The 22,453-nt window shown below is 38.5% G+C and carries 25 protein-coding genes; 8 read left to right on the top strand and 17 right to left on the bottom strand.

Features of this window, described 5'->3' with window-relative positions; genetic code table 11:
- Nucleotides 1-280 precede the first annotated feature (280 nt).
- The 10 genes from ACR42H_RS10830 to ACR42H_RS10785 form a co-directional block, all read right to left on the bottom strand.
- Complete coding sequence (locus ACR42H_RS10830) at nt 281-1,114, bottom strand: carbohydrate ABC transporter permease (RefSeq protein WP_436376080.1); 834 nt, start codon at nt 1,112-1,114, stop codon at nt 281-283.
- A gap of 14 nt (nt 1,115-1,128) precedes the next feature.
- A complete protein-coding gene (locus tag ACR42H_RS10825; protein WP_395858194.1) occupies nt 1,129-2,082 on the bottom strand; it encodes a carbohydrate ABC transporter permease in 954 nt (317 codons plus the stop codon).
- A 55-nt stretch (nt 2,083-2,137) separates the two neighbouring features.
- Nucleotides 2,138-3,388 carry an ABC transporter substrate-binding protein gene (locus tag ACR42H_RS10820; RefSeq protein ID WP_436376078.1) on the bottom strand — a complete coding sequence of 417 codons (1,251 nt, stop codon included), beginning with the start codon at nt 3,386-3,388 and terminating at the stop codon, nt 2,138-2,140.
- 217 nt (nt 3,389-3,605) lie between these two features.
- Nucleotides 3,606-4,880, bottom strand: coding sequence for a Gfo/Idh/MocA family protein (locus ACR42H_RS10815; RefSeq protein WP_436376076.1), 1,275 nt, complete (start codon nt 4,878-4,880; stop codon nt 3,606-3,608).
- A 91-nt stretch (nt 4,881-4,971) separates the two neighbouring features.
- A complete protein-coding gene (locus ACR42H_RS10810; protein ID WP_436376074.1) occupies nt 4,972-6,021 on the bottom strand; it encodes a LacI family DNA-binding transcriptional regulator in 1,050 nt (349 codons plus the stop codon).
- 104 nt (nt 6,022-6,125) lie between these two features.
- Nucleotides 6,126-6,458, bottom strand: a complete 333-nt coding sequence (locus ACR42H_RS10805; protein WP_436376072.1) for a rhodanese-like domain-containing protein — start codon at nt 6,456-6,458, stop codon at nt 6,126-6,128.
- Between the two features lie 164 nt (nt 6,459-6,622).
- Complete coding sequence (locus tag ACR42H_RS10800) at nt 6,623-7,531, bottom strand: macrolide 2'-phosphotransferase (protein ID WP_113884075.1); 909 nt, start codon at nt 7,529-7,531, stop codon at nt 6,623-6,625.
- Between the two features lie 37 nt (nt 7,532-7,568).
- Nucleotides 7,569-8,171 carry a TetR/AcrR family transcriptional regulator gene (locus ACR42H_RS10795; protein WP_436376071.1) on the bottom strand — a complete coding sequence of 201 codons (603 nt, stop codon included), beginning with the start codon at nt 8,169-8,171 and terminating at the stop codon, nt 7,569-7,571.
- Between the two features lie 413 nt (nt 8,172-8,584).
- Nucleotides 8,585-9,370, bottom strand: coding sequence for an SDR family oxidoreductase (locus tag ACR42H_RS10790; RefSeq protein ID WP_113884077.1), 786 nt, complete (start codon nt 9,368-9,370; stop codon nt 8,585-8,587).
- Nucleotides 9,371-9,537: 167 nt separating this feature from the next.
- Nucleotides 9,538-10,275 (bottom strand): SDR family NAD(P)-dependent oxidoreductase, encoded by a 738-nt coding sequence (locus ACR42H_RS10785; protein WP_113884078.1) that lies wholly within the window; start codon nt 10,273-10,275, stop codon nt 9,538-9,540.
- 173 nt (nt 10,276-10,448) lie between these two features.
- Between ACR42H_RS10785 and ACR42H_RS10780 the strand changes: the two genes are divergently transcribed.
- Complete coding sequence (locus ACR42H_RS10780; protein WP_436376069.1) at nt 10,449-11,057, top strand: TetR/AcrR family transcriptional regulator; 609 nt, start codon at nt 10,449-10,451, stop codon at nt 11,055-11,057.
- Nucleotides 11,058-11,134: 77 nt separating this feature from the next.
- Here ACR42H_RS10780 and ACR42H_RS10775 read toward each other — a convergent pair whose 3' ends face one another.
- Nucleotides 11,135-12,802, bottom strand: coding sequence for a M4 family metallopeptidase (locus ACR42H_RS10775; protein WP_436376067.1), 1,668 nt, complete (start codon nt 12,800-12,802; stop codon nt 11,135-11,137).
- A gap of 428 nt (nt 12,803-13,230) precedes the next feature.
- On the opposite strand from ACR42H_RS10775, the gene ACR42H_RS10770 reads away from it, so the two are divergent.
- Nucleotides 13,231-13,557, top strand: a complete 327-nt coding sequence (locus tag ACR42H_RS10770) for a hypothetical protein (RefSeq protein WP_436376065.1) — start codon at nt 13,231-13,233, stop codon at nt 13,555-13,557.
- A gap of 55 nt (nt 13,558-13,612) precedes the next feature.
- Here ACR42H_RS10770 and ACR42H_RS10765 read toward each other — a convergent pair whose 3' ends face one another.
- Both ACR42H_RS10765 and ACR42H_RS10760 read right to left on the bottom strand, forming a co-directional pair.
- Nucleotides 13,613-14,263, bottom strand: coding sequence for a YdeI/OmpD-associated family protein (locus tag ACR42H_RS10765; protein ID WP_436376063.1), 651 nt, complete (start codon nt 14,261-14,263; stop codon nt 13,613-13,615).
- A 205-nt stretch (nt 14,264-14,468) separates the two neighbouring features.
- Complete coding sequence (locus tag ACR42H_RS10760; RefSeq protein WP_436376061.1) at nt 14,469-14,921, bottom strand: SRPBCC family protein; 453 nt, start codon at nt 14,919-14,921, stop codon at nt 14,469-14,471.
- A 137-nt stretch (nt 14,922-15,058) separates the two neighbouring features.
- On the opposite strand from ACR42H_RS10760, the gene ACR42H_RS10755 reads away from it, so the two are divergent.
- Both ACR42H_RS10755 and guaC read left to right on the top strand, forming a co-directional pair.
- Nucleotides 15,059-15,457: a nuclear transport factor 2 family protein gene (locus ACR42H_RS10755; RefSeq protein WP_436376059.1), complete on the top strand. Its 399-nt coding sequence runs from the start codon at nt 15,059-15,061 to the stop codon at nt 15,455-15,457.
- Nucleotides 15,458-15,797: 340 nt separating this feature from the next.
- Entirely contained in the window at nt 15,798-16,787 is a 990-nt protein-coding gene (gene guaC, locus ACR42H_RS10750; protein WP_436376057.1) for a GMP reductase, read from the top strand.
- Nucleotides 16,788-16,931: 144 nt separating this feature from the next.
- Here guaC and ACR42H_RS10745 read toward each other — a convergent pair whose 3' ends face one another.
- A complete protein-coding gene (locus ACR42H_RS10745; RefSeq protein ID WP_166672468.1) occupies nt 16,932-17,108 on the bottom strand; it encodes a hypothetical protein in 177 nt (58 codons plus the stop codon).
- Nucleotides 17,109-17,252: 144 nt separating this feature from the next.
- Nucleotides 17,253-17,702, bottom strand: coding sequence for a GNAT family N-acetyltransferase (locus tag ACR42H_RS10740; protein ID WP_436376055.1), 450 nt, complete (start codon nt 17,700-17,702; stop codon nt 17,253-17,255).
- A gap of 240 nt (nt 17,703-17,942) precedes the next feature.
- On the opposite strand from ACR42H_RS10740, the gene ACR42H_RS10735 reads away from it, so the two are divergent.
- From ACR42H_RS10735 to ACR42H_RS10725, 3 genes are read left to right on the top strand one after another with little or no spacing between them, the layout of a single operon-like run.
- Nucleotides 17,943-18,308 (top strand): DUF2089 domain-containing protein, encoded by a 366-nt coding sequence (locus ACR42H_RS10735; RefSeq protein ID WP_436376053.1) that lies wholly within the window; start codon nt 17,943-17,945, stop codon nt 18,306-18,308.
- 12 nt (nt 18,309-18,320) lie between these two features.
- Nucleotides 18,321-18,710: an SHOCT-like domain-containing protein gene (locus ACR42H_RS10730; protein ID WP_436376051.1), complete on the top strand. Its 390-nt coding sequence runs from the start codon at nt 18,321-18,323 to the stop codon at nt 18,708-18,710.
- A 10-nt stretch (nt 18,711-18,720) separates the two neighbouring features.
- On the top strand, nt 18,721-19,002 hold the full coding sequence (locus tag ACR42H_RS10725; RefSeq protein WP_113882161.1) for a hypothetical protein: 282 nt from the start codon (nt 18,721-18,723) through the stop codon (nt 19,000-19,002).
- 128 nt (nt 19,003-19,130) lie between these two features.
- Here ACR42H_RS10725 and ACR42H_RS10720 read toward each other — a convergent pair whose 3' ends face one another.
- On the bottom strand, nt 19,131-20,321 hold the full coding sequence (locus ACR42H_RS10720; RefSeq protein WP_436376049.1) for a PLP-dependent aminotransferase family protein: 1,191 nt from the start codon (nt 20,319-20,321) through the stop codon (nt 19,131-19,133).
- A 69-nt stretch (nt 20,322-20,390) separates the two neighbouring features.
- Nucleotides 20,391-20,963, bottom strand: coding sequence for a GNAT family N-acetyltransferase (locus ACR42H_RS10715; RefSeq protein WP_436376048.1), 573 nt, complete (start codon nt 20,961-20,963; stop codon nt 20,391-20,393).
- Nucleotides 20,964-21,055: 92 nt separating this feature from the next.
- Here ACR42H_RS10715 and ACR42H_RS10710 point away from each other — a divergent pair, with 92 nt between their 5' ends.
- Complete coding sequence (locus ACR42H_RS10710) at nt 21,056-22,432, top strand: PLP-dependent aminotransferase family protein (protein ID WP_436376045.1); 1,377 nt, start codon at nt 21,056-21,058, stop codon at nt 22,430-22,432.
- Nucleotides 22,433-22,453: the final 21 nt, after the last annotated feature.

The following is a 22,453-nucleotide window of genomic DNA, read 5'->3' as shown; positions in this document are numbered from 1 at the left end:
AATCCATTTCCTCCAGTTTGTTCTTTAGCAACAATAATTATTTGAAAATTTAATTAAATTATACCATTTAAAGTTACCCTGTCAACCCAACAACCCATTACATATGTTATCAATTAATGGGCATTTTCGACAAAAGACTGAAATTAGCTATTTGTATCATAATCCAATGCCCACCCCCAATAAACACTCCTCAATGATCGGTTGTTGGGTTAAGGTTGATTCAAATAAAACTTATTGACAAACAACAGAGGAGTTTTGAATCCGAAAAAATATTTTCTTTTTACTTTCCTCCAGTAACAGCAATCCCTTCAATAAACTGCTTCTGCAGGAAGATAAACAAGATCAGCATTGGCAGGATGGCTAAGAAAGATCCAGCCATTAGAATTGGGTAATTGGTCAAAAATTGCCCCTGAAGTGAGGATAGTCCCACTGATAGAGTCATAGACTCAGGAGAACTATTGACAATCATCGGCCACATCAATTCATTCCAGCTCCAGAGTGTTGTAAAGATCCCAAGAGCGATTAAACCCGGCTTTGCAAGCGGAAGCATCACCCTCCAATAAATTTGGAAATGGTTGCAGCCATCAAGTCGGGCTGCCTCCTCCAATTCTTTAGGCAGTCCCATAAAAAACTGCCGCAATAGAAAAGTGCCAAACGCGCTGAATAATCCCGGTACAATGACTGCTTGAAGAGAATTGAGCCAGCCTAATTTCACCATAATCATATATTGCGGCAATAGGAAAACTTGCCCAGGCACCATTAACACAGTAAGCGCTAACAAAAATAGAATGTTCCTGCCCGGAAATTCAATTCTGGCAAATGCATATGCAGCTAATGAACATAAGAACAATTGGCCGGCTGTTCGAAGAACTGTAATAATTACCGTATTGTACATAAATTTGAAAAAGGGCAGGAGACCAAATACCTCTTTATAATTTCCCCATTGAAAATCTTCGGGAATCAAAACCGGGGGTACTTGAATCGACTCAGCATACGTCTTTAACGAGGTAAGGATCATCCATAAAAAAGGCAGAACCATTGCTGCAGCCCCAATAATCAGGATGAAATGAAAAAGGAATGTTTTACTTTTAAAAAGCTTAAGTGACCTGTCCATCGACACCACTCCCTTTAATCATAATGAACCCACTTTTTCTGAAGAACCATCTGGATGGCTGTAATAATTAAAATGACCGCTAATAAGAGAACCGCAATAGCCGCAGCATATCCTTTATCGTTTAATACAAATGCATGCTGATAAAACAAATAGACTATAGACTGTGTACTTTCAAGCGCAGTGCTGCTTTTCCCAATCATCATGAAAATCAAATCGAATACTTGAAAAGCACCAATCAGTGACATAATGGACACAAAGAAAATAACCGGTGAAAGCAGAGGCAGTGTAATTTTAAAAAATACAGTGACAGGACCTGCCCCATCAATTTCTGCTGCCTCATAATACATCTTTGGAATACCTTGCAGCCCTGAAAGAAAAATGACCATATTGTAGCCAATACCGCTCCAAATCGCTACCGCGATAATCGAATATAAAGCTATATTGGGATCACTTACCCACTGTGGCCCTTCAATTCCGACCAAGGATAATAAATAATTAAACATACCGTAGTCTGCGTTATACAGCCATTTCCAGACCATCGCAATGGCAGCTGGCATAGTGATGACTGGTAAAAAGTATAAAGTACGGTAAATAGATTTACCTTTGATATTCTGATTTAAAAGAACAGCCACAATAATGGACAGGAAAATTCCAATTGGCACGGTAAAAATGATATAGATGCTTGTGTTTTTAAATGCTTGCAGAAGTGTTGCATCCTCAAGCAATCTCTTATAATTGTCTAACCCTGTCCACTCATACTGTCCAAATGCCCCCCATTCGGTGAAGCTAAAGTAAAAATTCTGAACAATGGGCCAGAGATAAAAAATAAACAGTCCCAGCATTGTAGGTGCAATCATAAGATAAGCCCAAAAATAGTCTGAACGCTTCCTTGTTTTGGCGAGGCTCGAAACCTTTATCCTATTGGCTGATTTTACTTCTGTCTGAAGAGGCACTTCCTTCAAAGTCATCCCTCCTTATATAGATGGAAGAGAAGAATAGCAAAATCCTTCTCTTCAATAGTAATTACTTGGATAATGCCTCATTTGCTTTTTTTGTCAGCTCTTCTGCTGCTTCTTCAATACTTATTTCCTCACTCCACGCCTTTTTAAGTACATCTGTTTCGTACTGCCAGATTTCCCCCGTGTTTTCCACACTTGGCAGAGGCACTGAATATTCTGCTCCATCAATAAATGCCTGGAGGTTTAAATTAGGGACTGATTCTTTCCATGCATCCTGTGTACCATTAAATGCCGGAATAACGGTTCCCGTTTTGGCAAAGACTTCTGCTGCTTCTTTGGAACCAAGAAATTGAACAAACTTCCAAGCTTCTTCTTTATGTTTTGTATTCGAAGATATTACATTGGAAAGCCCGTGAATAGAAACGGCACGTTTTTTCCCTTGTGGAACCACCGCTACATCCAAATCGGGATTTTTCTTATATTCAGGAACCATCCAAGGACCATCAAACATCATCGCTATCTTTCCAGATGAGAATAATTCAGAAGCAGCCGTTTCGGTCATCTGGGCTTGAGTAGGAGAGAGTCCTTCTTTAATAAAACTGACATTGTATTCTAATGCCTCGATTGCTTCAGGCTGGTCGAACCCTACAGACTTATTATCCTCAGAAATGATATAGCCGCCATTCTGCCAAATGAAATCATAATATCCGCCTTGATTCCCCATCAATGCCGCATAGCCCCAAATTCCTTTTTCTTTGTCAGTCAGCTGTTTCGCAGCTTCCTTCAATTTCTTCCAATCCCATGTTTCATCCGGGTAGGATACTCCAGCTTCATCGAAGATTTTCTTGTTATACCACAGTCCAGTTGTATCGTAATCTTTTGGGATCCCATAAACCTCTCCATCTACCGTGTACAGATCAATTAATGATTCCGGATAATTATCTAAGCTATAGTCGTCCTTTTCCGCCATTTCACTCAATGGAAGAATGACCTTCCCTTCTGCATACTGAACAACATGTGCACCATTCATCCATAAAACATCTGGCAAAGCACCTCCCGTTGCCGCTGTTTCGAGCTTTTGAAAGTATTGGCCATAAGGAGTGATTTCTGTTTTCACTTTAATGTCCGGATATTTTTCATTAAATAACTTAATAATTTCCTCAATCGCAGGAACCTGCTTTTTATCCCAGAAACCATACGTAATCTCAGCCTTGCCATCTTTTTCTCCGCCGGATGCTGCATCACTATCACTGCAGCCTGATAAGCCAATCAAACCTAATACAACGGTTACTAGCATGATGATCCATTTCTTCATCCCATTTCCCTTCTTTCCTAAAGTTTTTAGTTTGCCTAACTCAAAACATAAGGGGTATATCTCTAGATGAATCAAAATGTTGTGGACGATATGATTTCTATAACGTTTACCACCTCCTTGGATAACGTTTTCCATAGACCCATTTTTCTGCATTAAGACTAATCTTAACTGGTCAAATATATTGCAACACTGCTTAAAGAGCTGTGTTCACAAACTTTTAAACTTGAATATTCCCAATTAAACCAAGATAATATTCATCTATATTGATAGATTGCCCCTGGTTTAACCGTGACTCTTCCGCCGCGAATGCCATTAGATGACTTCTTACAGATGCGGAAACAGAAGAAACACTGTCCTCTTTATTACCGTTCCGGATCTCTTCCAGGAAAAGTCTCATAATTCCGCGGTCTCCACCGCCATGCCCGCCTGCCGGCTGGTCAAAATGAATCACAGTTTCCTGCCTGGTTAGGAAATTAAAAATTGAGATTTTATTTTCTTCCATGTTCCCGCGGATTTCACCTTTGGTTCCCATTATTTGAACGATTCGAGTTTGTTCTCTTGTAAAACCGCACATATTGAAGGTTGCAGTTGCTCCTCCCTCAAATTCCATATTAACAACCTGGTGGTCAACTACATTATTATCTGAACGATATACACATTTTCCATAAGGGGTTTTACTCAATGCTTCAATTATGCCTTCATTTGTATAGTCTTCTGTGAATTTTTTTGCCCATCCTCTTCCTTCACCAAGGTAATACCTTCCTGCATGGAATGGACACTCCGGCTCGGCAGGACATCCATCCAAGCATCGCAATGGGGCTCCTTCCGGGGCATTTTCCGCTTTAAAATGCATCAAGGATCCATACGAACTAAGTCGTTTACACGGTTTTCCCATTACATATGAAATGATATCCATGTCGTGACAGGACTTCTGGAGGATCATCGGACTTGATTTTTCTTTGTTATTCCAATTGCCTCTTACAAAGCTGTGTGACATATGCATAACTTCAACATTTTCATTTAATTGAAGAGATGCAACTTCACCGATCTCCCCTCTGGAAATTACCTTTTTAATAGCTTTCCAAAAGTCGGTATACCTGAGCACATGGCAGATAGTCAGCTGCCGGTCATATTTTTTAGCTTGCTGTTCCATTAATATACATTCCACCGGGTCTGGTGACATTGGTTTTTCCAAGAGGACATGATACCCTTGCTCTAAAGCTCTCATGGTAACTTTGAAGTGGTTTCTATCCAGGGTGCAGATAATGGCAATATCGGCAATTCGTTTGTCCAGCTGTGAGATCTCTTCCCATGATTCATAGCAATTTTCATTTGGAATTTGATGTTCTTGCTGGATTCTCCCTCTCCTTTCTTTCTTAGGTTCTGCAACAGCAACAATATTTAATTCATGCGGATAATTGAGGGCATATGGTGCATATGCTCTCGCACCTCTGTCTCCAGCTCCGATAAGGAGCGCTGTCATTGTCTTCATTTAAATTTCTCCTCTCTATTGAGCAAATAAATGTGGAAAATTTCCGTGTTTTATCCAAACGTTTTCCAAACTTTTTTAAAAAAAGAACCGATTAGGTCCGTTTTTTAGAAGATGATTCACGAATAACTAACTCAAATGGCAGAATAATTTTGATTGGCAATACTACTTTTTCCTCTACCATTTCCATAATCGTTTTCGCGGCCATTTTTCCCATTTCATATTTGGGGATTTCTACTGTTGAAAGCGGCGGTGATGAATATTTCCCCATTTCAATATTATCCACTCCAAAGAAAGCAATATCTTCGGGTATTCTTAACTTATTTTCTATAACTGCTCTCATTGCAGCCAGTGCCATTAAATCACTTGCACAAACCATAGCTGTCGGCAATTCTCCCGGACTGCTTTTAAGAAGCTGATTCATTCCCTCATAACTGTTTTCCATTTTCCATCTGGTATTGATAACCCATTCATCTCGAATAGGAAGGCCTGCTTCTTTCATAGCAGATTGATAACCTTTAAATCGTAATTCTTCATTTAAGTCCTGGAAGGCTTCATTAATTCCACCGCCGATAAACCCAATATCACAATGACCCAGACTCACTAAATTCTGTACAACTTTTTCCAACGCGGCCACACGGTTATAATCTATAATGGCAATATCTTTATCGGAATAGTAGAAGTCAAGTCCCACAACAGGAATCGTTTGCTGTATGTAATCAATTAAGCTCTCATCAATACTGTCGATCAGCAGCAGTCCTTCAATACCAAGATCATGAATGGTCTTAAGAAGAAGTGCTTCATTTTCAATCTCATCCTTCGTAATACTTATTAATGTATAATCATTTTCTGTTAAAGTATCACGAATACCAGTATAGATATTAGAAAAGTATGGATTTATTTCAGCCTGTATGGGATTTGCAACCCATCCAATTTTCATTGTCCTGGCATCACTTTTATTTTGTCTGTTGCTAACCAGATTTCTTGCATGCTGATTGGGTGTATATCCCAGCTCTTTGACAGCCTGCCAAATTTTATTTCTCGTTTCCTGGTTAACATTCCGTGTCTGGTCATTCTGAATAACTCTGGAAACAGTAGAAATAGAAACGCCAACATACTCCGCAATATCCTTTAATCTAACCACAAAACACACCTCTAGGCTGTAACTTCCTGCAGTAATCGCCGGAATTTTTTGAATTTAAATAGACTATAGCACCTGAATTTATTTTAATCAATAGCTTTTAACATTTATTTATTTTTAATGAACTCCTTCCAGGCTGAAATCCCACCCACTAAAACAGCAGCATTAAATTCTTTTTCAGAAAGGACAGCTGCACACCGAGCTGCTGAATTTCCTGTTGTGCATGCAACGATTATTTCTTTCCCCTGTGGCAAAGAGTTAATTTTGCCATCAAAAGTGTGATTTAAGATGTGTGTTTTTGGTATATTTAAACTTTCGATATTAGAATCTTCTAAATGATACGCTTTGTATTTTTCCTCTGCTCTTACATCTAATAAGGTGACATTCTCTTGCTTCATTTTTTCATATAATTCTTTTGGAGTAATTTTGTTATGTGTCAATGTGATCTGCTCCTTCAAAATAACTTTAATTTATTTTACGACAAATAGGAGAATTTCTCACGATTCATAGAATTAAGATAGGCCGTCCATACTGCACAAAACTATTTACAGTATGGACAGATACCTTTTATTTTTTATTTTTTATTTTTTATTTTTAATGTTTATTATTCCCCGCTTACACCTAACACCTGTCTTGCCATCTCCACATATTCCTCCTGCCCAGATACTATAGCAAACTCTGCTATGGCAACTGGAAATGCCGCTTCCAATTCAATGATGTGCTCTTTCATCTTAGGCCATGTGTATCCCCCTGCTTCCCGATATGCTTTAATCAGGGATTGGAGCCCATCTTCACCGAATGCTTTGTATTGAAATACAAAGTCATTTGACACATCTGAGACCTTTGCTTCAGTCCAATCAATTAACCCTGTCACATTTGCGTCTTCATCTATTAAGGTATGGCCTGCATGTACATCACCATGAATAAAGCCTGTTTCCCCCGGCCACAGCTCATCATCGTTTAACCAATCCTGCCATCTTTTCCACAGCGATTCATCTACTCCAAATTTTGCCTTTACCGCGCCCATTCGCTCTCTCATTGATTGCCTTAGCTCTTCTGATGAGTGAACCACCAATCCAGCCTCGGCCGCATGCTCCTTTGGGATGCTATGAATATCAGCCAGAGCCTTTCCTAGGGTCACATGAAAGCTTTTCGGCACATTATTGATATCCATTTCCCATACATAGTTTTGAATTTCGTGATCGATTGTCCCAGCCGGTATTCCGTTTAACTTCTTATATGCAATCAATTCATTCGTATAAATGGACCAGTCTGGTGCCTGGTAATTCATTATGTTCTTATTCACCAAATCTAATGCTTTCTTCTCATCCATCGTCCTTGGCATAACATCATCACGCCTGGGAAAGCGAAGCACCCATTCATTTTTTTCCTGATCTACTGCGAATACTACCCGAAAGTCCATTCCTGATTCATTAAATACTACCGAATCCTCCTTAAGCATAAGCCCATGACGATCTGCAATTTCTATCACTTTATCCCTCGTATTTGTCATTTTTTCACAACCTATCTTTAATTTCGCATACAGGTTATTAAGGTTCTCTTGTAAGTTCATATGCTGCAGCATTGAAAAGAATTTCTTGAACTTCAGGATAAATTTCCTCACCTAGATCTTTTTTATGAATAACCATTGCTAGACATGCCCGTATGACACCCGCGATCACTTCTACATCTTTATTTATGATTTTGTTTAGTTCCTTATTCTCCTTTATAAATTCCATAAGGGGAACAATACTTCTTAAAGTCTTCGTTGCTGGATATTCGTGATTTATCTTTCTAGAAACCAGGTTGTATTCTTCCAGATTGGTGATTAGTCTCTGTGTTAATACATTTGCTTCCAGTGCAGAAGACATTTCATGAAGATAAACTTTTATGGCTCTGCCTGTATCCTTTTCCTGTTTCACTTTTGGCCATACCTGTCTTTCAACACTTTCCCCTTCTAAAGTTAATAACTCAAGATAAAGCTTTTCCTTTGATTCAAAAAATACATAAAAGCTGCTTTTTGCTATAGATACAGAAGATGTGATTTCTTCTATAGATGTATTTTTCAGCCCCTTAGCTATAAAAAGCTGGTGGGCATTCCCAAGCATATCCAACCTGATTCTTGCCTTTTCTGCTTCGGAGAATTTTGGCATTTTATATTCCACCCCTGGCTTAAGGAATTATATAAACATAAAAACGTTTAGATTATTTGTTTTTATAATATGTAAACTTAATAAAAATGTCAAATATAATATAGGATTACAAGCCTATTTTTAATCTTAAAAGCTGTATTTGTTCTTTCGCTAAAAGATTCTTTCCGTTCGTTTGAGTTTAACCAAGGTAAAGTCTTACACATTAATATTTTGAAAACCTAGGGCAATAGCTCAATGATTAAAACCGCACGGATAATCATAACCGTGCGGTTTTTAGATTTATTACTAATGCTTTAACTCAGGCAGGTATCCCTGTATTCATTCCAGTTCCACAAAGAATAGACGATCCCCATCTGTTCATTAGGATAATCTTTTATAGAAATAAGGAATCTAAATGAGCCATTCGCATTTGCTTAGTATTTATATGATTGTCCGCCATCAATTGGAATAACTGTTGCATTGATAAAGTCAGCTTGTTCAGATAGCAGGAAAGCTACCAAATAACCCACTTCTTCTGGTTTACCGAAACGTTTCATCGGGTTTGGCTCGACAAACTGTTTCCCTACCTCTTCCCAGTTTTCCGGATCGATTTGTTTTAATGAACCTTCGACCATCGGTGTCATAATGGCTCCTGGTGCAATAGCTTTGATGCTAATTCCGTATTGGCCATATTCAATTCCGGAGTTTCTTGTTAATCCAACAACACCATGTTTACTGGCTGCATACCCAGATTGGCTGCCTACCCCGCGAATACCTCCAACAGAAGCAGTGTTAACAATAGAACCAAAGCCTTGTTCTCTCATCACCTTTAATACATGTTTCAAACCGTAAAAAACACCATTTAGATTGACGCTTACTACCTTTTGGAATTCATCAATACCAAAATCCTCTGTCAGGTTTTGCTTTCCTTCGATTCCTGCGTTGTTGAAGAAGCCATCAATCTTACCGAAATATTTCACTGTTTCATTCACATAATTTTCTACAGCTTTTTCATCTGCCACATTTGCTGTGATCAGGATCATTTCAGTTTTTGGTGCAACTTCCAGCACTTTATTTTTGGTTTCTTCTAATGAAGCCCCATTTAAATCTACCAGTGAAAGTTTTGCACCTTCTTTTGCTACTTGTATGGCAGAGGCTTGACCCAAACCTGATCCTGCACCAGTTATCAAAATTACTTTGCTGCCAAATCGATTGTCCATAGTAAATATCCTCCTCGTTTTGTTGAAACATTTTTGGGCACTTTTAATCTCTTCATTTACTTTCAATTAAAATATATTTAATTAAGGATATTTAATCTTAATGTTCCTTCTATCAGAAGTACACTGTGTGTTTTATAAAATCAACCAGTGTAAGAACTGTTCATGATTTATTGAGCCGTATAGCCGCCATCTACAGTTAAGCTGCTTCCTGTCATGAATGAAGAATCATCAGAAGCCAAGAATAATACTGCTTTTGCCATTTCGTCTGCTTTGCCAAGGCGCTTTACTGGAGTAGCAGCAACCAAAGCTTGCTTGCTTTCTTCCGGAATAATGGGAGTATCAATAAATCCAGGGCATAGAGCGTTGATGCGAATATTTTGTTCTGCGTATTCGAGTGCAAGTGAGCGGGTTAAGTTAATAACGCCACCTTTTGCAGCATTATAGGCGGCTGAACCTGGAGATCCTACGAAACCATACATCGATGCAGTATTCACAATTGTACCGCCGCCTGTTTTCAGCATTTCGCGAATCGATTCACGTGCTACTAAGAAGACACCATCCAAATCAACATTTACGGTTTTGCGCCATTCGGAGTAATCTAAATCATGGGAAGGATGAACACGTCCTATACCCGCATTGTTAAAGACAATATCCACTTTTCCAAATGATTCGGCCGTTTGCTTAAAGATATTTTCTACTTCTTCTTCATTAGTAATGTTGGCTTTAATAAATAGAGCAGTGACGTTAAGCGCTTTCAATTCTGCTTCAAAAGCCTTACCTTTATCCTCATTAAGATCAACTACAACCACTTTGGCACCTTCTGAGGCAAATAAACGTGCTGTAGCTGCTCCTATTCCGGATGCTCCGCCGGTTATTACAGCGACTTTGTCTTGTAATTTTGCCATTTTACATCCTCCTAAATGTTAAGAAATTAAGCCAGACACAACGATAATTTTGTCTGTTATTGCTTACAATTTAATTGTACTCCTTTGTACACTTTTAACAATCAATAAGATATCATTAAGTGTCTAGTAGATAGACATTTATGTACTATCTGTCTATTTTGGGGAGGTTTTTTATGGATACTGAGCAAAGTACAACATCTGATAGACAAAACCGAACAAAGGAACATTTAAAGCAAGCTTTAATTGATCTCATAAAAGAAAAAGGCTACCATCCCGTTACAGTAAAAAACATTGTTGATTATGCTTCCTATAATCGCAGTACTTTTTACATCCATTATCAGGATAAAATTGATTTAGCTGAAGATCTTAGAAATTCGATGCTTCAAGGGCTGCAAACTTCGGTGGGCGAACCATATATACCAGGAAACAAAGTCTATACATCCAAGCTTAATGCGCCATCTTTTAATATCGTTTCATTTATATACAAAAATCGGAACTTTTTTGAACTCATAAATTATGAAGACACTTTACCAGGATTACACACACACTTTCCACAAGCAATTCTAAAAATCTATAAGGAACAATTTGTATTTGAGACAATTAACAATATCCCGGTCAATATGGACTACTTTAAACGTTATACCGCTTATGGATTTTACGGACTTCTTCAGAATTGGATTCAACAGGGATTTATAGTGTCTCAGGAGGAATTTATCCAAGAAGTCATTAATTTAACAAAAACGCATATATACTCTCTTAAGTATATTGGAAAGAAAGTATGAGCTCAGGGCCTTAATTCAAAGCAGAGTAAAAAAAGGCATTACTCAATTGAGAAATGCCTTACTCCCTAAATATTTACTTAGTAAATTCCCACCGCATCAAATCCAGCATTAACTGCAGATTCTTCCCCGCTGCCTTCCCCATAAAGATCAATGGCAGATTGAACAATAGCCTGACGCGCATCGCTAAAATCAGAATTAGAGGTTAAATAAACAGTTAAAGCACGGTAATAAATTTTTCCCAGCTTCTCCCTGCCAAGTTCCTGTCCAATTAGGTATGCTGCATGGTTTGTTATGGAAGAATTCACATGGACTCCGCCATTATCGACATTTAAAGGCATGTCGTAATATTCATCCATATGAGCCGGATAGACTCCGCTGCCATAAGCTGCTCTTTGCGGATTACTTACGACAACACTGTTAGGATCACTTAAGCTGCGCAATCTCGTTACACCATCAGCTTTAGCAGCAGGTGCCATAATGTCCTCGCCCATTTCCCAATCTCCATCGTCAACAAGTACACCAAAAACATCAGCAAATGATTCGTTTAGAGCTCCAGATTGATTTCGGTATGCAAGGTTAGCAGTATGAGTGATTACACCATGAGTCATTTCGTGGGCAGCAACATCAAGGCCGGCTGATAATGAGATAAAAAACTCACCATCCCCATCGCCATAAGCCATATATCGGCCGTTCCAAAAAGCATTATTGTAATCTGTACCCATGTGAACATAAGAATTGATAGCCATTCCTTCCCCATCCAGAGAATTGCGGCCATGCTCATTTAAGAAATACTCATACACCCTTTCGGAATTATAATGTGCATCTACTGCTGCTCGATCATAATCCCCTATAAATGCTGCGGAATTCCCGGCATATATTGCATCATTATTTGAATCCCAATCATTTTTAGAATCAAATGTAAAGATTCCATCAAGATTTTCATGAGAATAATCCGCTAACGCAAACTTTGTTCCTGATCCCTCTTCCTTCACTCGGGATATATGGAGCTCCCTATGGTCTCCATGAACACCTTTACCAAAACCTTTTTGTGTTTTATTTTCTTCAGCATGCATTATGCCATTGTATTTATCAATAATATTACCTGTCTTTGCATCTACAAACACAAACCAGTTTCCAGGCTCATCCCCCATGAAGTTTACATTTACTTTATAAGCAGTATGATTTTCCCCTTCAAATGGATAGACAACAAGCTCCGATTCTGGCTCATATGTAAGTTCTGGTGGCGCGATTACAGCAGACAGCGCTTCTTTGATTGCAGCATCACTGCTTATGGAAACTGAGGTGTTCACAGCATCATCGGCAATGGCCTGATTTACTCTTCCATTAACGATTACTACTTCATTATGCTTATTATAATGAACAATTACCTCGGATCCTTCAACGGCCAGACCGTTGATTGTCTGATTAAAACGAACGTGTGTCATACCGAGGTCATCCTTTTGTACATCTTTCACTTTCAGATTTTTATCAGGGTTTTTGATGCCTGTTTTATCCTGGTGCTTCTTTAAATAAGTTAATGCATTGGAAGGAGAACTGGAAGAGAATTTCTCAGCAAATCGCTCTTTCACAAATAAAGGAACATTTGCTTTTTCATTCCACTCCTTGGAAGCTTGTATGTGATGGATCTTTCCCGACTCTGCGGGCTGGGCAAAAACATTAACCGGGATAGAACCCGCCAATAAGGCGGATGAAAGCAATAAGGGGGCTAGCAGCTTTTTTTTCAATCTTTGGACCTCCTATTATTTAGATACTCTAAATTATAGAATAGAAGGATCAAATCCGAATGAATAATAAGAATTATTTGTATATTAAAAAAACTGTCGAATTGATAGTAAATAATTACCAGATTTATTCCTTGAACAGGAGCCTATGAAAATTCAATTCATTTCTACTAAATTTTAATAGTCACAAAGCTATTTTGCCCATTCTGTGTTGACAAAGCTTTATGGTGTGAAAGTTTGAGCAACAATGGTAAAAACGGAACGAAGTGAATAGCATTATAAAACAACAACAAAAAGGAAGATCGTAAAACCTATGAAAGGACCTCCAATGAAGCGGTCTTACAATTCCTTTTTTCAATTAAAAAGATTTAATATGGTATGTACCTTATAATAGTATTAGGCATGTAATTACTTCGAAAGGTGAATGATATATGGGAAACATACATAATACGTTTGGTATAAACAAATTCAAAACGATGAAGGAAACACCCAAAGCTGTTGAATTTAAAAATATCGTAAACAATGAAGTTATTTATTTACTTCCAAACAAAGAAATTACGATCATTTTAAATCCAAAAACAGTTGAAAGAAAAAAGGAACTGATAGAAATATCCACAGGTCTGCGACATAGCACGGCTCTCCGGGAATTCCCAAAACGGGAACATACGGGCAATGAACCGATCTGCTATGGGTATGCATATAAATTTACTTCTGATGATGAATTAGATGTATTTCTAGGTGAGTTAAATAATTTATAGTTTAAAAAAGGTTCCTGCCCCCTAATTACTAAAGTAACCTGGGGAAGGAACCATATTATTTCTTCTTCTGCCTAAACAAATCAACGGATTTATACCCTTGTGATAATATATCGACCATTTGTGCTTCGCGTTTCTCACGGGTTTTCTGCTGCTTAACAGAAAAGATGTAGCGAGCCCAATCCTTTTGATAACCTGGTGTCAGTTCCAGATAAAATTTCAATTCATTGGGGTACTCTGCTAAAATCTTTTCAATATCGCTCACGTTATCTTTGTAATCAGCCACACATTGACTAGGAGCGGATGGTTTTTTCTCCTTCTTCTTTTCTCGCTTCAATCCAACTACCGTAAAGACATCATCCACACTTACCATCCGCGAGAATTTCACATCGCTATTTTCCACATACCCATCTTCTCCCACTTTCATCGCCGGAAATATATCATCTCTATGAACATATGTATCATACCGTTTATTCCCCTTTTTTGGATAAGCGAAAAATAAATATCCTTTTTCGAGCAGCAGCTCCTCTTTGATAACTCTTTGAGTATGCTTCACCATTTCATCAACCAATTCTACAAAAATGAAAATAGCGTCATGCCCGCCTGATAATTCCGTTTTAAATCCATTAAAGATATCATAATCACTTGGCTGATTTAGCACTGCCATATTGTTGTATTTGCTCAGCTTTAATTTATCTATGATTGCCATAATTTTCTCCTTTTATATTTAAGCTTTAGACCGAGCACTATATCGCAAAACAGTATTCAATTTTGCCCGACTATTAGAATTTCCTTTCCCCTTTATCATAAAAACTTTTGATCCGGCTCGGAAATTAAATTCAGGTTTTTTTTAAAATAAATACAATTATACAATTGCTTCTCTTTCTCCATTCATTCTTCATTTTCTGCTGCCATCACTTCTCTAAATAGCTTTTCAAGGAATCCAAATCTTTCGCACAGGCTTTCTTAAAAGCACCAGCCATCAGTTTTCCAAACAGCTTTGACAAACCAGTAAGTCCCTTAATTTCACCACCTAAAGTAACTTCAGAAGCACCACCTGCTGAATCTATTATGTATGTAAAAATAAATTCTCCTTTGCCTGTTGTTCCTTTGGTTCCGTCACAGCGAAGCACAATTTTATTAGGCTCATCCAGACCGATAACTTCAAAATGTTCTGCAGCTTCTTTTCCAAACATTTTCCTTTTCTCTTTCCACTGACTCCCTACTTTCAATGGCCCGCTATCGAACCGCTGTATTCCAACCAGACCTTGCATCCAGTCCTTTGCCGAATCAAGGTCAATTAAACCGTTGTAGGTCTTTTGTGCAGATACCTGAATGGTTCTTTTCACTTCAAAACGAATACTCAAGTTAACTGCCCCCTCTCAATAACTAATAAGAATGTCCATTTCACACTAATATTTTATTATATAATTGTCATTACTTTTACTATATTTTATACTTCTATTAAATTAAAAAATTCCTGCGATATGAAAGGATGATTAAAATGAGTGCGGAGCAGCAAACGACTTCAAGTCTATCACTGAAAGAGAAAGCAGTATCCTTCCTGCAGCTCGTAGCATCAGGCCAAGTCCGTGAAGCCTACAAGCGTTACATCGGTCCGGATTTTACTCACCATAATCCCTATTTCAAAGGCGATGCAGATTCACTCATGCACGCGATGGAAGAGAATGCAGCACAAAACCCTAACAAAATTCTTGAAGTCAGACTCGCAATCCAGGAGAATGAAACCGTTGCGGTTCATTCCCATGTGAAGCAAAATTCAGAGGATCTTGGGGGAGCAGTTGTCCATATCTTCCGGTTTCAAGATGGCCAGGTGGCTGAACTATGGGATGTTGGACAGCCTGTGCCTGAGGACTCACCTAATGAAAATGGCATGTTTTAATCAAATTTTGTGTATTACCATGATTATTTATGAGCCCAACAAAAGTGATGCTCTTTAAAACCCAAGGCTAATCATGTCTATACCTGAGCTTGGTATTTTAATACATTATCACTTTTATGCGTTTTCACTTTAATTAGTTGAAATTACATTCAGAATTGTATAAAATTAAATTGGTCGAACCCTCACAATTCGACCCCCTATTATCCATTGGGCTTAGGAATTTTCTAAGCTCTTTTTTAATGTTGCTTCCATAGCTGCTTGTATAAGATCGATTGAAACTGAAAAACCTATCCTTGCAATGAACGTGCGTATCAGCTTGGTTTTCAATAGGAGGATTACAATGGAAAACGTATTCGATTATGAAGATATTCAATTAATTCCCGCAAAAAGTATCGTCAATAGCCGATCTGAATGTGATACAACGGTATTCCTAGGGGGACGTGCGTTTAAGCTTCCAGTGGTGCCTGCCAATATGCAGACGATTGTAGATGAGAAAATTGCCATATATTTAGCAGAGAACGGGTATTTCTATATCATGCATCGATTCGAACCGGAGAAAAGAATTTCTTTTATAAAAGATATGAAGGCACGTGGACTATACTCATCGATCAGTGTTGGGGTCAAAGAAGGCGAATATGGGTTTATACAGCAAATTGCCGATGAAAAGCTTTCACCCGAATACATTACCATTGATATAGCTCATGGCCATTCCAATGCTGTCATCCAGATGATCCAGCATATTAAGGAATACCTTCCTCAAAGCTTTGTGATTGCAGGCAATGTCGGAACCCCCGAAGCCGTCAGAGAACTGGAGAATGCTGGTGCTGATGCTTCAAAAGTTGGTATTGGACCTGGCAAGGTATGCATCACAAAGATTAAGACTGGATTTGGAACGGGCGGCTGGCAGTTAGCTGCACTTCGCTGGTGTGCAAAGGCAGCAAGCAAGCCGATCATAGCAGATGGAGGTCTTCGCACTCATGGTGACATCGCTAAATCGATTCGATTCGGTGCAACAATGGTGATGATTGGTTCCTTATTTGCAGGACATGAGGAATCTCCTGGAAAAACCATCGAGAATGAGAAAGACGGAAAACTCTATAAAGAATACTTTGGCTCAGCCTCTGAATTTCAAAAAGGCGAAAAGAAAAATGTTGAAGGCAAAAGAATTTTAGTAGAACACAAAGGATTTTTAGCAGATACGCTGAAAGAAATGGAACAGGATCTCCAGTCCTCTATTTCTTATGCAGGCGGCAACAAGCTGGATGCCATCCGCCATGTCGATTACGTAATTGTTAAAAATTCAATCTTTAATGGTGACAGGGCTTTTTAACCCCCTAATTTATAAAACCACAGAAGATGCCTTCCTTTTCCCATAAGGAAGGCATCTTCTGTGGTTTCAGCATTTCCTTTTAAATTGGACAAACACATATGAAAACACTTCAAAAAGCAGATATGTTATGTACCCTTTTTTAGGTTAAGATCCTATAGACTGCTCTACTGCATTTTCCCAGCTCGGAAAATAATACAATGCATTTTTCATTAACTCTGGATTTGATTTTTTTACTTGCTTCTTTCGGGGCGGCTCCCCTTCTTTTTCCAACAGTTCAGAGATCCCGGTCAATACTTCTTCAACACTCATGCTTGTTTCCACATTATTCCTCCTTTTTGAATTCAACTATATAATTTCCATATGATGAAAAATTATTCAGCATTCCTTCAAAATGATTCTTCAGTATTTAGCTAGTATTCTATCTTACAAAAAAATAGCGACTAAATAAGGTATAAAGGTTTCGGATTAAAAGATTAGTTTCATCCCTTCATGACTCGCCATAAACCCCAGCTTATTATAAAAACGATGTGCATCATCACGCTGCTTGTCAGTCGTCAATTGAACAAGACCACACTCCTCAGACTTTGCTATGGCAATCGCTTCTTTAAACAAGGCTTCCCCTATCCCTTTACCACGGCAGCGCTGATCGACACGCACCCCTTCAATTTGTGCTCGTTTCATCCCTTGCCGTGCTAACCCAGGAATAATTGTTAATTGAAGGCAGCCAATCACAGCCTGACCGTCTATCGCCAAAATAATCTGATTTCCGGCCTGTGCTACTATTGCCTTAAATGCTTTATAATAACATTCCGGCAGAGGTTCTTCATACCTCTCACGCTTTGCTCCTAATTCATCATCGGCAAGCAAGCGGACAATAGCTTGTAAATCTTCTTCAATTGCTTTTCGAAAATGCATTGACAATCGCTCCTTCAGCACGAAAATATTTAAATACATCACAGATTACTTTCTATTAATATTTTATTTTCCCTTCTATTCTGCTCTTTTCCCGAAACTTCTGCTTTCACCTAAAAATCAATAAAATTAAACACACACTTAAAAATATTAATTTTTTTCATCAATAAATTCCATTATTGTTATTTATATTTTTGTTTTAATGTTATATAATCATATCAAATAAAAGGAAGGAATTTTATTATGGCTTATAAATTAATCACAGATTGCCCTGTATGCAGTAAAACATTGAAAATTACAAAACTGCAGTGCTCTCATTGTCATACAACGATTGAAAATGAGTTTGAATTATCTAAGCTGGCATCATTATCAAAGGATCAGCTTCATTTTGTGGAAGTATTTTTAACATGCAGAGGGAATATCAAAGAAGTTGAAAAGGAACTTGGGATTTCATATCCAACGGTTCGAGGCAAGCTAACAGACATCATTTCATCCCTCGGATATGTGCAGAAGAAGAAAAATGAAGCAGATGAGAAAAAAGTTGTCACCATGTTGGAAAATGGCGATATCACACCAGAAGAAGCCATTAAGCTATTAAAAGAGGAATAGGGAGGATTTATCATGAAGGAAGAAATTATAAGAGTGTTAACAATGGTTCAAGAAGGGAAAATTGATGCAGATAAAGGATCTGAACTAATCCAAGTATTAAAAGAGAAAGCAGAAACAGGTAATAAGCCAGCAGTAAACACGACTAAATATTTAGATAAAACTCTAAAAATCCGTGTTGTATCCGCCGAAAATGATAACGTCACGGTCAATTTGCCAATAAAACTTGTTAAGGCAGTATTAATGGCTGGACACAGCATCGCGGCGAGTATCCCCCAATCAGAAAAATACGTTAAAGATATAGACATAAGCCTTATTATAGAAGCAATCGAAAACGAATTAGATGGCCAAATTGTTGATATTAAATCGGCAAACGGAGATACCGTTTCGGTCATCATCGATTAGTGTAATGCTTATGCTGTATGTAAAAGTGAAAGCAAAAGACATTCGGTTAACCATCCCAATTCCATATGCTATTTTAAACCTTGCTATTTCAATTTTTTGTTCAAAATTGTTTCATAAAAACGTAAATAAATGGACAAAAGAGCACTTCGAAAGAAAAAAACTGGATTTTACCTTTCCATTAATTGATAAAGAAGCGCTAAAGCCTATTGTCAAGGAACTGAAAAATCAAAAGGGGATCGTGATAGTAGATGTCAAGGCTAAGGACGGTTCTGAGGTTCAGGTAAGACTATAATTTATTTTTACATCTATCCCTGACGCATTTTTAAAAAAAGCCTAATTTCTGGCTTAAAATACCAAGATAATTAGGCTTTTTTTACTTTATTCCTCTTCATTTTTGAAAGTTCCATAGAATATTTTCATTTAAAGATAGGCCTCTGCGACTTTTCCCAGCCTGCGAATACCCTCTGTTATTTCCTTCTCATCCGCATAACTGAAGGAAAGGCGCAGAAATTCCGTTCCCGCTGCCTGATCTATGTAAAAGTACTTGCCAGGAATAAAAGATACCCCCTCTGCCAGGGCATGTGTCAGCAGTTCCGATGTATCGGCACCGGGAATTTTCATCCACAGGAAGTACCCCCCTTCGGGCACATACCAGGAAGCTGATTCAGGAAAGTACTGTTCCAGTGCGGAGGTCAGAACATCTCTTTTAGACCGGTATGTATCTCTCAAGGTTACCAGTTTATTATTAAGATTCGTGTTTGCTAAATAAACTGCCATCGCAGCTTGAGCAAACGGATGGTTCAAATCTTTTTTAAACCAGGCGCATGCATGGATTATTTCGCTTGCTCCCGCTATCCATCCTATACGCATGCCCGGGGCCACTATCTTGGATAACGAACCGACATGCAGAACTCGAGAGTATTGATCCATTGCTTTTAGAGTGGGGTAACATTTATTAAATGATAATTCCCCATAAGCATCATCCTCAACTATTAGGAAATTATATTTTTTGGCAAGCTCCAATACATGCTGCCGGCGCTCTACTGACATCGTCGTGCCTGTAGGATTTTGAAAGGTTGGGATCGTATAAAGAAAACGCGGCAGAGTGAGCCCTTTTTGCCTCCTTTCCTCTAGAATCTCTTCCAATACACCTGTTTGAAGTCCGTGCTTGTCTACAGGAATACTAATTATATGTCTGGTGTAATTTTGGAAAATTTCTAAAGCCTCCATATAAGTAGGTGATTCTATTGCCACGATTGACTCCTCATTAAGGAGAATGCGGGCAATCAAATCGATCGCCTGACATGCACCTGAAGTGATCAAAAGCTCTTTTTCTGCAACAGATATACCCCGCTCTTTCAATCTCTTTAAAACTTGTTCCTTGAGTTTTATTATTTTGGGACTCCCTATATAATGGAGCGGCAAATCATGTTCTTCCTCTAATAGACTGGTAACAGCTGCCTTTACCTCCTCATCAGGCATAAGGGCAGGAGCTGGATAGCCGCAATGCAGGCGTATACACTCATCTGGAATTTCCGGAATCCACTCCCCAGGGGGAGTATTCTGAAGCGCCTTTTTGATATTATCAGGAAAAAAAGAACCAGCATTCACTTGAATCTACATCCTTCCGGCAGTTTTATTATTCATTATAAACTTATTGCCTGTGATGCTCCACCAAACCTATAAAAGCAAGTGATCCTCGAAATGTTTCTTTACTTTTCCCCACTCTTCCTTTATGACACTATACAGGACAGTATGACGAATGGTCCCTTCTTTTCGTATCATATGATTCCGAAGAAGGCCTTCTTTTACGGCACCGATTCGTTCTATCGCTTTCTGTGATCGGATGTTTTCATGTCCGGTTTTGATTTGGACGCGATTAAGTGAAAGTTCTTCAAAACAGTATTGTAATAATAAATATTTACAGTTTGTATTAAGATCCGTGCGCCAATAAATAGGGTTCATCCAAGTGGAGCCGATTTCAAGATGTTTATGCTGGGCTGAAATATCGAGAAACCAAGTAGCACCGATGATCGTCCCTGTTTTTTTATGGACAATGACAAAAGCAAAATCGGTACCTCGCTCCCGTTTTTGTATGGCATCATTGACATAATGAATGACCCGGCATTTCTCAGTTAAATCAACAGACATATGCTCCCATATTCGTTTATCCTGAGCTGCTTCACAAATTCCTTCAACATGCTCAAGTTCCATAGGAATTAATTGCACAACATTGTTTTCTAATTTCTGCATGCTATCACTCTCCTTGAATCAATTAAAACCGAATTCTGGTATGATAAAAATAACCAAAAATGAATTTTAATATAATACCAGGGAATGATTCGATGGAAATTCAAATTTTGCTTTCGGAAAATGGAATAAAGTATAAAGAAATCTATGAACAAATTCGGCTGGCGATTCTGGAAAAAAAATTGACAGCTCATGCAAGACTTCCTGCAAAGCGGCGGCTGGCTGAACAATTAAACGTAAGCATTATAACTGTTCAGTTGGCTTATGAACAATTGCAGAGTGAAGGGTACTGTTATTCAGCAGAACGCCGGGGCTATTTTGTTTCTGAAATTCAGGATGAAATGCACTATAGTCAGATTAATGCATTGGACCTGGAGAAAAGAAATCAGCATGAGTTTCTCATTAATTTTAAAAATGGGCAGATTGATGCCTCTGCCTTCCCCTACAAACAATGGAATAGACTTTATCGAAAAGAGCTTAAGGAATCCAATGCCAGCAATGCCCCGTGGCAGGGTGAATATTCTTTGCGTTTTCAAATTGCGCAATACCTGCAGCAAGCTAGAGGGCTGGCCTGCCAGCCGGAGCAAGTGTATATATTCAGCGGATTTCAGCAGCAGCTGCTAAATGTCTGTTTGTTTTTTAAGCGGAAAGCCATCGGAATAGAAGATCCAGGTTTTATTCGGGCAAGATCTGTTTTTGATCAATTACAGCTGCCTTGTTATCCGATTTCTGTGGATGTAGAAGGATGCTGTGTGCCTGATGCTGATGAGCCAATAAAATTATTGTATACGACACCAGCTCATCAATACCCTACCGGTACAATTATGTCTATTGCCAGAAGGATTGAGCTGTTAAATTGGGCAATTAAACAGGACGCTTATATTATCGAGGATGACTATGATTCTGAATTTCGCTACAAAGGTGCACCAATCCCAGCATTGTCCCATTTGGATTCAACCGGGCGGGTACTGTACTTTGGCACCTTTTCAAAAACATTGCTGCCATCACTTCGGATCAGCTATCTGATTATGCCAGCAGCACTGCAGCAGGACTTTGAAAAATTTAATGCTTACCAAAAGTCGAATGTTTCTAGAATTGATCAGCAAACTGCTTCAAAATTTATAGAAGAAGGACTTTATACATCTCATATAGCAAAAATGAGAACGTTATATCGAGCCAAGCGGAGCTGTTTGATAGAAAGCCTATCAAAACACTTAGGAGACCACTTTGACATAATTGGTGATACAGCGGGCTTGCATATCATCGTGACATTACCCGAAGGATTAAAAGAAGCAATGGCCATTGAACTGGCGAAGTCCTGCGGTGTGGAAATGGATGCCGTCTCACCTATGTATCAGCTTCAAAAGCCAAATCATCAAGTGATGATTGGATATGGTGCCCCCTCAATGGACGAGATTCAGAAAGGGGTCCAGTTAATCGCTAAAGCATGGAAAAGTCATCTGAGCAAATAAGTTAAGCCATATATTCCCACT

The sequence above is a fragment of the Cytobacillus sp. BC1816 genome (assembly GCF_051353635.1).
Taxonomy (GTDB): domain Bacteria; phylum Bacillota; class Bacilli; order Bacillales; family Cytobacillaceae; genus Cytobacillus; species Cytobacillus oceanisediminis_C.
Note: the sequence above shows the minus strand (reverse complement) of the source record. Positions and strands in the feature narration are given on the sequence as shown.

Excerpts from the sequence above, each read along its gene's own strand:
- ACR42H_RS10825 (WP_395858194.1), bottom strand. The coding sequence starts at position 2,082 with ATGACTTTGAAGGAAGTGCCTCTTCAGACAGAAGTAAAATCAGCCAAT.
- ACR42H_RS10730 (WP_436376051.1), top strand. The coding sequence starts at position 18,321 with ATGAAGGAAGAAATTATAAGAGTGTTAACAATGGTTCAAGAAGGGAAA.
- ACR42H_RS10715 (WP_436376048.1), bottom strand. The coding sequence starts at position 20,963 with ATGCAGAAATTAGAAAACAATGTTGTGCAATTAATTCCTATGGAACTT.
- guaC (WP_436376057.1), top strand. The coding sequence starts at position 15,798 with ATGGAAAACGTATTCGATTATGAAGATATTCAATTAATTCCCGCAAAA.
- ACR42H_RS10710 (WP_436376045.1), top strand. The coding sequence starts at position 21,056 with ATGGAAATTCAAATTTTGCTTTCGGAAAATGGAATAAAGTATAAAGAA.
- ACR42H_RS10755 (WP_436376059.1), top strand. The coding sequence starts at position 15,059 with ATGAGTGCGGAGCAGCAAACGACTTCAAGTCTATCACTGAAAGAGAAA.
- ACR42H_RS10780 (WP_436376069.1), top strand. The coding sequence starts at position 10,449 with ATGGATACTGAGCAAAGTACAACATCTGATAGACAAAACCGAACAAAG.
- ACR42H_RS10740 (WP_436376055.1), bottom strand. The coding sequence starts at position 17,702 with ATGCATTTTCGAAAAGCAATTGAAGAAGATTTACAAGCTATTGTCCGC.
- ACR42H_RS10815 (WP_436376076.1), bottom strand. The coding sequence starts at position 4,880 with ATGAAGACAATGACAGCGCTCCTTATCGGAGCTGGAGACAGAGGTGCG.
- ACR42H_RS10725 (WP_113882161.1), top strand. The coding sequence starts at position 18,721 with ATGCTGTATGTAAAAGTGAAAGCAAAAGACATTCGGTTAACCATCCCA.
- ACR42H_RS10785 (WP_113884078.1), bottom strand. The coding sequence starts at position 10,275 with ATGGCAAAATTACAAGACAAAGTCGCTGTAATAACCGGCGGAGCATCC.
- ACR42H_RS10765 (WP_436376063.1), bottom strand. The coding sequence starts at position 14,263 with ATGGCAATCATAGATAAATTAAAGCTGAGCAAATACAACAATATGGCA.
- ACR42H_RS10830 (WP_436376080.1), bottom strand. The coding sequence starts at position 1,114 with ATGGACAGGTCACTTAAGCTTTTTAAAAGTAAAACATTCCTTTTTCAT.
- ACR42H_RS10820 (WP_436376078.1), bottom strand. The coding sequence starts at position 3,388 with ATGAAGAAATGGATCATCATGCTAGTAACCGTTGTATTAGGTTTGATT.
- ACR42H_RS10735 (WP_436376053.1), top strand. The coding sequence starts at position 17,943 with ATGGCTTATAAATTAATCACAGATTGCCCTGTATGCAGTAAAACATTG.
- ACR42H_RS10790 (WP_113884077.1), bottom strand. The coding sequence starts at position 9,370 with ATGGACAATCGATTTGGCAGCAAAGTAATTTTGATAACTGGTGCAGGA.
- ACR42H_RS10770 (WP_436376065.1), top strand. The coding sequence starts at position 13,231 with ATGGGAAACATACATAATACGTTTGGTATAAACAAATTCAAAACGATG.
- ACR42H_RS10795 (WP_436376071.1), bottom strand. The coding sequence starts at position 8,171 with ATGCCAAAATTCTCCGAAGCAGAAAAGGCAAGAATCAGGTTGGATATG.
- ACR42H_RS10800 (WP_113884075.1), bottom strand. The coding sequence starts at position 7,531 with ATGACAAATACGAGGGATAAAGTGATAGAAATTGCAGATCGTCATGGG.